This window comes from Chitinophaga dinghuensis (assembly GCF_003259435.1).
GTDB classification, from domain to species: Bacteria; Bacteroidota; Bacteroidia; order Chitinophagales; family Chitinophagaceae; genus Chitinophaga; species Chitinophaga dinghuensis.
On record NZ_QLMA01000004.1, the window covers coordinates 25,631 to 39,226 of the forward strand.

General features: G+C 45.9%; 13 protein-coding genes. All 13 read right to left on the reverse strand.

The genetic code is table 11. The features are described 5' to 3' along the window. Positions 1-51: 51 nt before the first annotated feature. Entirely contained in the window at positions 52-660 is a 609-nt protein-coding gene (locus CLV59_RS12370) for a redoxin family protein (RefSeq protein WP_111592361.1), read from the reverse strand. A gap of 179 nt (positions 661-839) precedes the next feature. After that, positions 840-4,457, reverse strand: coding sequence for a M43 family zinc metalloprotease (locus tag CLV59_RS12375; RefSeq protein ID WP_170137724.1), 3,618 nt, complete (start codon positions 4,455-4,457; stop codon positions 840-842). A gap of 103 nt (positions 4,458-4,560) precedes the next feature. Beyond that, the gene (locus tag CLV59_RS12380) at positions 4,561-5,532 is read right to left on the reverse strand and encodes a YihY/virulence factor BrkB family protein (RefSeq protein ID WP_170137725.1); all 972 of its coding nucleotides are present in this window, start codon (positions 5,530-5,532) and stop codon (positions 4,561-4,563) included. Positions 5,533-5,559: 27 nt separating this feature from the next. Further along, positions 5,560-6,609, reverse strand: a complete 1,050-nt coding sequence (mltG, locus tag CLV59_RS12385) for an endolytic transglycosylase MltG (RefSeq protein WP_111592364.1) — start codon at positions 6,607-6,609, stop codon at positions 5,560-5,562. Positions 6,610-6,677: 68 nt separating this feature from the next. Continuing rightward, on the reverse strand, positions 6,678-7,049 hold the full coding sequence (secG, locus tag CLV59_RS12390; RefSeq protein ID WP_111592365.1) for a preprotein translocase subunit SecG: 372 nt from the start codon (positions 7,047-7,049) through the stop codon (positions 6,678-6,680). An 18-nt stretch (positions 7,050-7,067) separates the two neighbouring features. Beyond that, positions 7,068-8,207, reverse strand: coding sequence for a hypothetical protein (locus CLV59_RS12395; protein ID WP_111592366.1), 1,140 nt, complete (start codon positions 8,205-8,207; stop codon positions 7,068-7,070). Positions 8,208-8,261: 54 nt separating this feature from the next. Beyond that, positions 8,262-8,783: an LPS assembly lipoprotein LptE gene (gene lptE / locus CLV59_RS12400; RefSeq protein ID WP_111592367.1), complete on the reverse strand. Its 522-nt coding sequence runs from the start codon at positions 8,781-8,783 to the stop codon at positions 8,262-8,264. Between the two features lie 16 nt (positions 8,784-8,799). Beyond that, positions 8,800-10,044, reverse strand: a complete 1,245-nt coding sequence (locus CLV59_RS12405; RefSeq protein ID WP_111592368.1) for a sigma-54 interaction domain-containing protein — start codon at positions 10,042-10,044, stop codon at positions 8,800-8,802. Positions 10,045-10,050: 6 nt separating this feature from the next. Continuing rightward, complete coding sequence (locus CLV59_RS12410) at positions 10,051-10,404, reverse strand: HepT-like ribonuclease domain-containing protein (RefSeq protein ID WP_111592369.1); 354 nt, start codon at positions 10,402-10,404, stop codon at positions 10,051-10,053. Next, entirely contained in the window at positions 10,394-10,705 is a 312-nt protein-coding gene (locus CLV59_RS12415; RefSeq protein WP_111592370.1) for a nucleotidyltransferase family protein, read from the reverse strand. The genes CLV59_RS12410 and CLV59_RS12415 overlap by 11 nt, the downstream gene beginning before the upstream one ends. A gap of 18 nt (positions 10,706-10,723) precedes the next feature. Beyond that, entirely contained in the window at positions 10,724-12,136 is a 1,413-nt protein-coding gene (gene miaB, locus CLV59_RS12420) for a tRNA (N6-isopentenyl adenosine(37)-C2)-methylthiotransferase MiaB (RefSeq protein WP_111592371.1), read from the reverse strand. Between the two features lie 141 nt (positions 12,137-12,277). Further along, a complete protein-coding gene (locus CLV59_RS12425) occupies positions 12,278-12,778 on the reverse strand; it encodes a hypothetical protein (protein ID WP_111592372.1) in 501 nt (166 codons plus the stop codon). A gap of 24 nt (positions 12,779-12,802) precedes the next feature. Continuing rightward, positions 12,803-13,582 carry a (Fe-S)-binding protein gene (locus tag CLV59_RS12430; protein WP_111592373.1) on the reverse strand — a complete coding sequence of 260 codons (780 nt, stop codon included), beginning with the start codon at positions 13,580-13,582 and terminating at the stop codon, positions 12,803-12,805. Between the last annotated feature and the right edge of the window lie 14 nt (positions 13,583-13,596).

A 13,596-nucleotide genomic window follows, 5' to 3' on the forward strand; every position in this document is an offset into this window, starting at 1 on the left:
AAAGCCGCGATCTCTAAGAGGTCGCGGCTTTTTTTAAGAAAATTATCTTAGCTACATTTTACGTTTAATATTACATCCCAGCGCGCTGGAAGTAGCCACGGCAACATTTTTTCCTGCCAGCATTTCCGTAATGGCATTGTGCAGTAACTTGTTTTTTACCGCTTCCGCATTCCCCGGACTATCATCAATGGCCCCTTTATACACGAGTTTCCCGGTTTTGTCAAAGAGGAAACATTCCGGTGTGTGATTGGCATCAAATGCATCGGCCATTTCTGCATTGCGATCTACGAGATAGTAGTAAGGCAGTTTACGCTGTGCCGCATATTCCTTCATGGCAGCCAGCGATTCCCCGGCATTACGTCCTGCTTCATTTGAATTAATCATCACTACGCCTACACGGTTATTATGGGCCGTTTCACAGATGCTTTGCAGCCGCTGTTCATTGCGCAGCATGTAAGGACATTGATTGGCAACAAAGATCACCAGCAATCCAGCGTTGCTTTTGGCGGCATTAAGAGAAACTTCCTTACCGGAAATATCGGTGAGACGCGTGTCGGCTTTAGGGATGGTTGCGCCCAATTCGAGGGATGCTTCATTCGCAGGAAGGAATGAAGAAAACAGTAAGGTACAGACAGACAAATATAGTGCGGACTTAATCATAAAAACTATTTTCAGGTCCAACAAAAAGTGGTTAAATGTGACATAAATCATCAGAAAGATAGGTCAAAAAACGATCCCTTTCACATCCTAACACTTAAATCAACTTTACAAGCTGATAACCAATAATTAGCTGTTTCCCGACTTGCGGAAAACAGCCCAATATCTTATCCAGCCAATGACTAGCGTAATAACAAGAAGCTCCCTTTAATCAGCTCTGAAGTACCATCCATATATTCCAATAATGCCATATAAACATAAGTGTCCAGGTTGCCGGTATGGCCGTTTATTTTCCCGTCCCAACCGAAAGATTTATCGTTTGCCGGAATATTGAATCGTTCGAACACCTTGTTACCCATACGATTAAATATGGTGAAGCTTTTTACAACCCGGATATCGCTGGAACCGATGACATAGAAAATATCATTTTTCCCGTCTCCATTTGGCGAGAAAGCGGTAGGCATGATACTGCGGGGCAGGGTGGAGGTGAGTATCGTAGCATCTGCAGAAGCCGTGCAATAGTAGCTGTTCGTAATGGTCACCTGGTATTTCATGCTGGAACGAACGGTGGCTATAGGATTCGGACAATTATTGCAGGAAAGGCCTTCTGAAGGCGTCCAGGTCCAGGAGGTAGCAGCATCTCCTTGTACCTGCGTGCGCAGCGGCACCTGTGCAGGACGTAATAAGTTAGCAGTTACCGGCGATAATTGCAAACTAAATGGAATATATCCAACATTGCCTGTATTATTATCCGCCGCTGTTTCGGGTAGGATGGCCTTGTAATTTCCATTGTCGTCTGTACTGCCATCGCTGTTGATCACTGCAAGAATACCATGCCCTTTTTCAGGGGCAGGAATAGTGTGCGTGTATACGTGACAGTTACCTTCTTGTCTTACCGTAGTATAGAATACGCTGCCCAGTCTTTTGCCGGTTCCATCATCATAAAATGTAACTGGAATCTTCGACATTACGCTGTCATAGCCATTGTGCATGCAGATATTAAATGCTACCACTACTTCGCCTTCTTTGTAACAATGCGCTTCTTTTAATTCGACAGTAAAGTCGGGCGCAAAGATTTTAATATGAGCGGTATCATACAAAGTACAACCGTAATTATTTGTTAGCTGCAACCTGATGTCATCGCTGTTTTTCATCTCTACAATCGGATTATCGCAGGTAGGGCAGGTCATGTTATAGGTTTTCGCAGTAGACCATGTTGACTGGTAAGGCTTTTCCAGTGTGGTATTGAATCGAAGGTCAAACCTGTCTTTACGGTAAACCGTTGTATCAGTCGGCACAACCTGGAGTACTGGCGGCGTATATTCAGTATCGTGTTCATTATTGGTATAATCGCTTTCCAGCAGGCCACTTTGAATGGTATAGGCTATTTTGCCGCCGGTGTTCACGGTTGCGAAAACCTTTCCACTCGCGGGTGTACCGATAAAATGTTCATAGTGTTCGCAGGCGTTGGCGCTATAGGAACTGGTGATAAAATCTGTGCCTAGCTGCATGGCGCCTGGTTGTGCGGGATCAGCATCATAGAAACGTACTATCAGTCCTGGTGGAATATTGCCGGCAATAAAATTGTTGCATAGCTGGAAATCCACGTGCAGCCTGTTGTTGCTGGCACAGATGAGATGTTGAATTTGCACTGTATAATCATCCGCAACAGGAATATGAATGGTGGCCGTGGCACTGTCATAACAGCCGAGTTGTGAGTAGGCCGTGATTTGGCGGGTAGTCACCGTATCCTTGCGGTAAGGAGCCGTATAGGTTGGGGAGACACAGTTACTGCAACTAAGATCGTCTACTGGCGTCCAGGTAGCGGTGGTTATTGTACCATTTTTGCCTGCTGCTGTTAATACTGCTGTGGTAAGCGGTTGTAAGGTCAGGTCAGTAATATCCAGCACCGGCGTAAAGCGGAAGTTGCGTTTAACAGCGATATTATTATTGTAGTTAGACTCCACTACATCGGTATTCGGTAATGCCAGCGGAAGCGTGGTGCCGTTGTCGTTAATTACTGCAAAGATCGAATCCAGGTTGCCCATTTGCACATTGGCCACCGTAGTAAATACAGGTGTGCTGCACTTTCCAGGAAGATCTGCTGGGAGTGGATATAAATCGCCCAGCAGCTTAGCTCCTGGCTGTCGCGGATCTTTATCGTAGAAGGCCACCGTGGTTCCTTTAGGAATGGTTTTATATCCTCTGTTGGCCGCATATAAACTCACCCGCAGTTGATTCTGCTGAAAACATTCTGCTTTGGTTAAGTAAAGAACTGCATCTGGCGTAGGATCGTCTACCGTAACATGCAAGGTTTCTGAAGCATCTGTACAAGCGCCGTCTGTAGCGATCAGGCGGATATTATAAATTCCCGGGTCGAGGAAGGTATAGGTCAGATCTACATCTGTGCTGATCACCTGTTCTGCCATGCCTTGATCATTACTCATCAGCCACTGATAAGAGGTTGCATTTCTGGAGCGATTAGTGAAAACAATTTTATCCAGTTCTATTCCTTGTTTGGACGCTATTTTCCGCTTATCGGGCGTGAATCTGGCTACTACACCGCAGCCTACTTCCACCACATCAGTGCTGATGGAGGTGCAGCCGCCGTTGCTGGCCAGTAAAGTGATTTTATAATTACGTTTATCCGTAACAGTTAGTGTAAGATCGGTTGTTGTAGCTGTAGGCAGGTCGTCTACCAGCCATTGGAAGGTGGCAGTACCAGTAGTGGTATTGGTGAAAGTGATCAGATTGCCTTGCAGCGGGTAATCGATATCACGGGTGAAAGCCGCGATAGCAGTAGGTATACAAGGGGGATTGCAGACAGTACTGTTGATCATCAGGGGCAGACTGCTATTGATAAAATTATGCATGCGGTCTGCCTGACCCTGGGTAAATCCGAGGATACAACCGGTGCCCTGGCCATAGTCCATGAAATTATCCGGGAGATCCGGCACGTCTACACTAAAACCAGAGAGGGTGTCTGTACTGCAGGAATTCTGTGGCGCAGCGCAGGAGTAGCCGCCGGTAATGGTTTTTTCCGGAGGCGTGTCGCACACTTTATCGCCATCTACGGTGCAATCATCATTCTTGCAATCCATATTGCCGAAGGTATGCAGGAGGCTGAGATAATGGCCCATTTCGTGGGCTACGAGATCCACGCCGAGGCCGGCTACAACGATGTCTCCCCCTGCGCTGGCATATCCGCCCATTTTAAGTCGCGTCCATTCTCCGCATTCAAACAACTGCATGAACTCCGATTTAATATCCGTCACTACCCAGATATTGATATAGCGGTTGCCGTCCCAACGTCCGAGGGCGGTGATTTTATCTCCTTCCAGATCGTTGTCGAAGTCTGTCAGATAGGACTTCACGCGGGTAATGCCACTGGAGATACTCCCATCCGGGGCGGTTTGGGCCAGACAGAATTGTATACCTGTATTGGTTCTGCCTCCGGTAAATGCACCGGTGGCGGAATAGGCTTCATTCAGATCTTTGATCGCTTTTATGACGGCGGCATCGGTGATGCTGGCTGGGTTTTCATTGATGATATGCACGACTACCGGTAAGGTAACGGTACCGGTAGCACGAAATCCGGCTCTTTGCCGGGCAAGTATCGCTTTGTCCTGGAATTGCTCCCTGGAAAGAAATTGTGGATTGGTACGCCATTTATCCAGCATTACATTTGTACCGCATGGCCGGATAGCTGCTGTCAGCTGGGCTTTAGCAATAGGAGATATACAGGTGAATAGTATGGCAATAAGTATTACAAACAGGTTTTTCCCTTTACAGATTTGCATTTTCCAGGATTTGGTTGTTGGCATTCCGTGTCACAGACACAGCCCCAAAATTACTGGAAACATCTGTTAAAAAAACAATATTTGATTAGGAGCGGAAAAATTATCATGTAGCAGGGACTGGCTGGGGAGTCCGGCTGGCGTTTTCCTTTCGGAATTCGCTGAGATATCGGATACTCGCGTTCAGTTCAAATCCTACCAGGAGGAAGAAAGAGTTAAAGAACACCCAGAGCATGAGGATCAGGATGGTACCGATAGAGCCATAGATTTTGTTGTAGTTGCCGAAATTATTCACAAAATAGGAGAATCCTATTGTCACGAGCATCATACCACAGGTAGCCACAGTAGCGCCGGCCGTGATGAAATGCCATTTTTTGGCAGTAGCAGGACCAAAGCGATACAATACCGAGTTAACGGAGTACAGCAACATGATGATGATGATCCAGCGGGAAATATCGATGATATTTTTCACGAAGGGACTGGTGATATTCAGCCAGTTAAAGATGGTGCGCAGGGTGGCGCCCTGTGCGATCATCAGACCAACAGTAATCAGGAGAATGATACCGAGAAGGCCGGTCAGTTGTAAGGCAATGAGCCTGTTCTGCCACCATTTGCGTTTATGGAAGCCGGAGCGTTCCATTTTATTAAAGGAACGGAGTATACCCATTACGCCGTTGGAGGAATAGAAAAATCCCATCAGGAAGGCGACAGACAATAATCCGTTGCGGTGCGTATGAAGGAAGTCATGGATCATTTCCCTTACAATCATATAGGTATTGTAGTTAGGGGTGAGATCCTGGGCCAGGTCATACAGGGTAGGTTCGATATTCTTCAGCGGCACAAAGGGTACCAATGTAAACAGGAAGATAAAGAACGGAGGAATGGCCAACAGGAAGTTAAAAGAGATGGCGCGGGCGCGGTCGCCCAGGCCACGGTTTTTAACTTCCTGTCCGAAATATTTCAGCACATCATACAATGGCAGTCCTTCAAACCCTGGTAAGATCAATGTTTTAGTACGTTCTACCAGTTGTCTGTAAGGTTTCGATCTGAATATTAAGTTTTCAGGTTTAAATGCCAAGATGATATATGTTGTAGTCAGTAATGATTAATATCCGCGTTTATTGAGTTCTGCCTGGTATTTTCTGGCATTTTCAAGGTGTTCTGCATAAGTGGCTGCGAATGCATGATACCCGGAAAAATCAGCTCTGGCGCAAAAATACAGATAATCTGTTTCCGGTGTATTCAGTACTGCCGTGATTGATTTTTCAGACGGCGTACAGATAGGGCCGGGAGGCAGACCTTCATAGCGGTAGGTATTATAGGGAGAATCGAATTGGGTATGGCCTTCGCGGATTCTTTTCAGGCCGAAATCCTGTAGTGCAAATTTCACGGTAGGATCGGCCTGGAGGCGCATACCTTTACGGTACCGATTCAGGTAAACACTGGATACCAGTGGTTTTTCGTCGTTTTTATTCGTTTCTTCTTCCACAATAGAGGCCAGGATGGTGACCTGTATTGGTGTCAGGCCGAGCGCTTTGGCTTTAGCCTTGCGTTCATCTGTCCAGAAATTATCCATGGCCTTTTCCAGTTTCCTGAAAGCGGCATCGGCGCTGGTATTCCAGTAAAATTCGTAGGTATTGGGTACGACTGCGCACATCACGGTGTTGGTATCCAGGCCGAACTGACGCAGGTATACCTGATCTTTCAGCATGGCGCGGAGGGTAGTGGAATCAGCTTCCAGGTTAGTGGATACTTTATGTACGAAGTCTTCTTTGGTACGCAGTTTATTGATCACCAGGGTAACAGGGGACTGTTTCCCGGAGCGGAGCATTTTCACGATGTCGAAGTTGCTCATTCCGTGGGTGATTTTATACCTACCGGCTTTCACTTTGGAAGGGTAGCCCAGTTCCTTTGCTAACCAGTTAAAGCTCCCGGCATTGCGGATGATACCTTGTTGCTGGAGGCCATCTACCACATCATTGTAAGTGCTTCCGGTGTGAATATAGAAGTATTTATTATCCCCGAAGGCGCGGGTATTGGGTCCGAATACTCTGTAACTGACATAGACCAGCGCACCTGCTGCGAGGCATCCGATGATGAGCAGACTTCTTTTCAGGAGCGTGGATTTTCCGGCGGATTGCTTCTTTTTTGCCATAGATAGTAATGGTAACAAAAAACCTCGCTTTTAACGGCGAGGTTTACTAATATATTATTCGAATAATATTATTTGGAAGGAGCTGGAGGCGTATTAGGCTGACCTTGTGGAGCTTGCTGAGCAGGAGCTGGAGCAGGCTGGGTCATTGGCTGATTACCAACGCTCTTTTCAATAGCTGTTTTTTCCAGTGTCTGGGAACCAGCTTTAGCGCCAGTACCACCGATAAAGAAAGGAGCTGTAAGGCAGAGAACAGCGATAACTGCTGCCAGTACCCAGGTACCTTTTTCAAGCACATCCGTAGTCTGACGTACGCCAATCACCTGATTACCAATACCTCCAAAAGAACCGGATAAACCGCCACCTTTAGGGTTCTGGATCAGAACGAAAAAGCCCAGTAACACACAGGCCAGGATAATCAGGATACCAAAAACTATCAACATAGAAACGACTGTTTATATTTATTTTTTGTCTGTTAGTGACTTTAAGTCTTTTATCTTTTGCGCAAAATAAGCGTTTTTGTCGGGATTAAGCAAACTTAATTTTTGATATATCTGAATAGCATTCTGGTACTGCTGTTGGCGTACCCAGATTTCTGCCAATGTTTCAGATACGATGTCTGTATCCACCCGAATGGAATCCAACGCCATTTTCTCTACTGTTTCAGATACTTCCGGCTCTTCTTCCTCTTCATATAATCGGTGCAGTTGCTGCTGATACCAGTCTTTACTGGTTTTTCCAACGAAATTGTCCTTCATCTGGCGTAGCCAGGAGGTAAAACTTTTCATTTCGGCTTCTCCCTGCGCACTTAGTTCATCTGCATGTTCCGGATCTTTCAGGCGTTTATATGCAAAATAATCATCGGTGTAAAGTGGTTGAAATACTAATTCTGTTGCTTCTTCTGTCGGAATCTCCAATGGGAATATTTTAATAGGCTCGGGAGACACGGCTGTGGCTTCCGGCGTTGTTGTTGTTTCAAAATTGTTTAGGTCTGCCTGTGGGAGCGCCGCATTTTCCATTGCTGGCTCCTGCACGGTAACAGGCGTTGTTGTTTCCTCTGTGGCGTTATTCTGCGTTGCTTCCAGGTGTACCGTAGGGTCCAGAATGGCCATGTCTGCAGCTACTTCTTCCGCTATCTGATCTGTTACGGCATCCTGCTGTAAATGAACAGTTGGATCCAGGATTTCCAGTTCCTGTGTTTCTTCTTCAGCAGTAGGCATAGCATATGCTGGCGGCGCTGCTGCGACTGGCGGTTCGCTGTTACTAGTAGCTGTTTCTTCGGCGGCGCTTACAGGAACGGCTGTGGCTTCCGGAAGCGTGTCGGCAGGAATAACTGGCGCAATCCGTTCTTCCACCTGCATTAATACTGCTTCGGCAGTAACGAACTGATAGAAATGGTGTGCCTGGTGGCTGTACATACTGCCGGTTTTGACGGCGGGACTATTTAAATCTTCATTACGACTATAATCCTTCTTTGCCAGCAGCACGCGGGCTGTTGCGAAGTATGGATATTCGGTCACCAGCTTGTTTAAAGCGGTTTCGTCTACCTGGTGTAGATGAGGTACATGAAAGATATGCTCAATAATCCTGTTTGGTGTCATACCTGCTAATGTAATAAAAATCCGAAATGTATCAGTCGTTGCTACGGAAATAGATTACCAGTTGGCAAAGGCCCGGTTAAAGATATCGTCCGTGATATTCGGAATGATTTCCCGGTCCAGCAAGCCATTTTCTACGCTACTCGCGAGGGCGGTGGCATCGAAGTCGGCACTACGAGAGAAGGATTGGGTAAATCCTTTTTTATCGCCTACACGTTTGAGAAATATTACGTTCACGGTAACGGTGAGCCTTGATCTGGATGATTTATCCACGTTGGTTACAGCGGCATTCGAATAGGTGTAACCGGTGATGGTAGCTCTGAATTCATAATCTGCTCTCGGTTCTGTTTCGGCTACTTGTACCAGTTTGGTTTGTCCCTGAATCTTATCGCGCAGTTTTTGTGTCAGGCGTTGGCCCAGTGTTGGGTTGTTGATCGGCGCCCTGTTTTCAAAGAAACGCACGTTCACGGTTTTAGCTTCCTGGTCTATACTCGCACCGCTGGCGGAGTATTTAACAGAGCAGCCGCTCAATATGGCGCATACTCCAAGTGCCAGGAGTATTGGGAATAATTTCCTCATGTATTGATGAATTATTTTATTCAGCGATGTTATATTCTTTCAGTTTCCTATAGAGGGTTCTTTCAGAAATCCCCAGATCCAAAGCAGCATCTTTACGTTTGCCCTTGTGTTTTTTCAGGGCTTTTACGATGAGTTCCTTCTCTTTGTCGGCGATAGAAAGCGTTTCCTCTACTTCTTCGTGGTGGTCGATTTTATTATCCTGTATAATGATAGGCTGCGTATTACCGATGGTAGGCGCCTGTGGTGCAATATCTGTTGCAGTGGCAGGGTAGCTGTGTAATACGTGGGTATCGGCAGGATGGAAATCGTGATTATGTGCGATGCTCGGATTTTGCAGAATATCGAAGAACATTTTCTTCAGTTCTGTCACATCTTTCTTCATATCGAAGAAAAGTTTGTACAGGATATCTCTTTCGCTGGCAAAGTCGCCTCCTGTATGTGGCTGTGGCGCTGCCAGCATGGGCAGTCTGTTTACTTCCAGGTGTTCTGGCAGGAAGCGTTTCAGATCATGTCCCGTTACGAGTTTATCTGTAGAGAGTACAGAAATCTGCTCGGCAATATTTTTCAGTTCTCTGACATTACCTCTCCATGGATAGTTGACGAGCGCATTACGAGCTTCATCATCCAACTGGATGGAAGGGGTTTTATATTTTTCGGAGAAGTCGACCGAGAATTTACGGAAGAGTAAAGGAATATCTTCTTTTCTGTCGCGCAGTGCAGGTACGCGGATAGGCACCGTATTGAGCCTGTAGTAGAGGTCTTCTCTGAATTTACCTTGTTGGGTACGTTCCAGGAGGTCTCTGTTGGTAGCGGCAATTACGCGGACATCTGTTTTCTGTACTTTGGAGGAACCTACGCGGATATATTCGCCGGTTTCCAGTACGCGTAAGAGTCGCGCCTGTGTTCCCAGCGGCATTTCCCCGATTTCATCGAGGAAGATGGTACCGCCGTTTACGGTTTCAAAGTAACCTTTACGGTTATCTACTGCACCGGTAAAGGAGCCTTTTTCGTGTCCGAACAGTTCGGAGTCGATGGTGCCTTCCGGAATAGCGCCGCAGTTGACCGCAATAAACGGATTGTGTTTGCGGGCGCTTAACGCGTGGATGATCTGCGAGAATACTTCCTTACCAACGCCGCTCTCTCCGTTTATCAGCACAGTGAGATCGGTATTGGCTACCTGTACAGCCACCTGCAGCGCGTAATTTAGCGCCGGGCTATTGCCGATAATGCCAAACCTGTTTTTAATAGCCTGTATATCCATTTTTCGTTAAGCCGGTTTAGAATTGTTTAATATACTTTCTGCCTCTTTTTTAAGCACCGGAAGATGATTAACTACAATATCCCACAGAATTCTATAGTTAATACCATCATAGTCATGTACGATGATATTCCTGGTCGCTTTAATTCTTTGTGCTTCAGTTATGGGAAGTGTTGAATCCAATTTTAAGGCTTTAGTAACTGCTTCTCCAATAACCTGAAGTTCTCTTTCAACAGCACTAGTCAATAATCTGGATGAAACAAAAGCGTCAAAATCTGTTTCGAATTTGGTGAACTCATGTATGGCATTGATTGAATCAATGATATCATACATGAATTTTGCTACAGATTTATTATCCTTCATACACGAGGATTTTGTCCTTATTTATTGCATCAATAAAATATGGGTTTCTGAGGTAGTCTTTGGCAATCAGATCTATTTTTTTTTGCAGGATTTTCTCCAGTGATGATTTGAAATCGAAGAAATTCTCTGCATATTGATCTGTTGGGATTTCTTTTTCCTTAAAGGAGTACAGAAGGTCAATATCACTGTTGGAGCGCATATTGTCTCTGGCCGCTGATCCAATGAGGAAGAGGTCTCTTACATGATGGCTGTCACAGGTATTCCTGATGGCTGCCAGGTGTGCAATAATGATATTATTCATATACTCAAGTTAAGGGAATTACTTTACCGCTACTCCTCTCAATGTTCCGGAGGTACAGCTTTCCACTTTCACCATAACATAATCTCCTTTCTGATAGTTTTCTTTAGGGAATACTATCACTTTATTTTGATCGTTTCTGCCGAACAGTTCATCTGCAGAGCGTTTGGAGGTACCTTCCACCAGTACTTTAAAGGTGCGGCCCACTTCCCGCTGCATACCTGCCAGGGAATTCTGGCGGTGCAGTTCTACTACTTCGGCTAATCTTCTTTTCTTCACATCTTCTGGAATATCATCCTGGTAACGACGTGCTGCCAGGGTTCCCGGACGTTCGGAATAAAAGTACATATATGCCAGGTCATAGCGAACAAATCGCATCATGTCCATAGTATCCTGATGATCTTCTTCTGTTTCTGTACAGAAACCGGTAATGATATCTGTTGAAAGACCGCAATCAGGCAGTATTTCACGGATACGCTCTACCTTTTTCATATACCACTCACGGGTATACGTACGGTTCATCAACTGAAGAATACGGGTGCTGCCACTTTGTACTGGGAGGTGTATATAGTTACAGATATTTTCGTACTTCGCCATTACGTGGAGTACCTCGTCTGTAATGTCTTTCGGATGAGAGGTGCTGAAACGTACGCGCAGTAAAGGATGGAGTAAGGCTACTTTTTCCAGTAACTGAGCGAATGTAACGGTTTCATCACCGGAATCGCTGGTCCAGTAGTAGGAGTCCACGTTTTGACCGAGCAGGGTTACTTCGCGGTAGCCATTATCAAACAGCTCCTGCGCTTCCCGTACAATGGAATAAGCGTCTCTGCTTCTCTCACGGCCACGGGTAAACGGAACTACGCAGAAGGTACACATATTATTGCACCCCCGCATAATAGATACGAAACTGGTCACACCGTTGTTATCGAGTCTTACCGGACTGATATCTCCATATGTTTCTTCTCTGCTCAATAATACGTTTACTGATTTCTGGCCTCCATTGGCTTCTGCAATGAGAGCAGGTAAACTGCGATAAGCATCCGGACCTACCACCAGGTCAACCAGTTTTTCTTCGTCCAGCAGTTTGCCTTTCAGTCGTTCTGCCATGCAGCCCAGGATACCCACTAACAGCCCGGGATTCGCTTTCTTGGCGCTCTTGAACTCCGTGAGTCTTTTGCGAACGGTTTGTTCCGCTTTTTCACGGATGGAACACGTATTTACAAGGATAAGGCTGGCTTCTTCCAAATTGCGGGTAGCGCCAAATCCTTCGTCATTTAAGATGGATGCCACGATCTCACTATCGTTGAAGTTCATCGCGCAGCCGTAACTTTCTATATAAAATTTCTTGCTATATGTATTGGAATGGTTGGCAGCAGGTGAGAAGGCTTCCCCCTGTCTACTTTCATCATGCACTTTGGTGTTCTGATCCAGCATTTCCTTTCTCAAATTTAGGATGGCAAAAATAAGGAATAAAAGTTAAAAATGCCATTATGTCATTTTGAGCAACGAGCTTAAAATGAAAACCCCTTCCGATAGGCGGAAGGGGTTAAAAATTAGTTGGTATGGCATTGAAAGTTATGCCTTTACGCCCAGTTTAGCGGCCAGCCAGCTTTCTTTCAGCGGAATGAGCCATTTAGTATCCAGGTCGGCTTTATTCAGGACCGTATTATTCAGATACAGGGTATTTTCGTCGATATAGCCTTTTTCCAGGGCGTAAGGGACCTGGGCCAAAGGCAGCAGCTGTACCTTATCTTTTACGATAAAGCCCAGTAGGAGTCGATCGAAAAGGTTGACCTCGTATTGTTTTTCCAGACTTTTGATGATCCTTACGGAGCTATCGGTACTGCAACCGCTCACTACCGTTTCGGTTTCATCTGCAATCAGAATAATTACATGGTTCATCACTACGCCGCCCCATCCTTTAACGGGGTCGCCGTGTGCATTCCATTGCGCCGTAAACTGGTGCAGTTGTTCGTTGATCTCCAGTACTTCCTGTTCGTTGAATGGTCGATTGCTCTGATATATCCAAACCCTGGAAGAAGGAGAAAATCCCTCAGGGAAATTAATCTTGTCCATACTGCAAAATTAGGTAATTCGTGATTATTTCATGCTGTCGGCGATGATTTCGGCCAGGTCCAGTACCTGTACGGAATCTTCTTTGCCGGCTTCTTTTACGCCATCGGTGAGCATGGTCATACAGAAAGGGCAGTTGGAGGCCACCACAGCGGCGCCAGTTTCCACCGCCTCGCGGCCACGCTCAAAATTCACGCGGTCGGCGCCTTTTTCCTCTTCCTTGAACATCTGTGCACCACCGGCGCCACAGCAAAGACCTTTACTGCGACAGCGTTTCATCTCTATTAACTCGGCATCCAGGATTTCCAGGACTTTACGGGGCGCTTCATAAATATTATTCGCCCTGCCCAGATAGCAGGAATCATGATAAGTGATTTTCTTACCCTTGAAGCTGCCGCCTTCTTTCAGGCGGATCTTGCCCTGGTCTATCAGTTGCTGCAAGTAAGTGGTATGATGAATCACTTCATAAGTACCGCCCAGTGCAGGGTATTCATTTTTTATGGTATTGAAGCAATGGGGACAGGTGGTTACTATCTTTTTTACTTCATACATATTCAATACCTGGATATTGCTTTGCGCCATCATCTGGAAGATGAATTCATTCCCAGCGCGGCGGGCCGGATCGCCGGTGCAGCTTTCTTCTCTTCCCAGCACGGCAAATTTTACTCCTACCTTATCCAGTATAGTGGCAAATGCTTTGGTAATCTTCTGGGTACGCTGATCAAAGCTGCTTGCACATCCCACCCAGAATAATACTTCCGGAGTTTCGCCATTCGCGGCATATTCTGCCATTGTCTTTATATGCATCCTGATATTTTTAA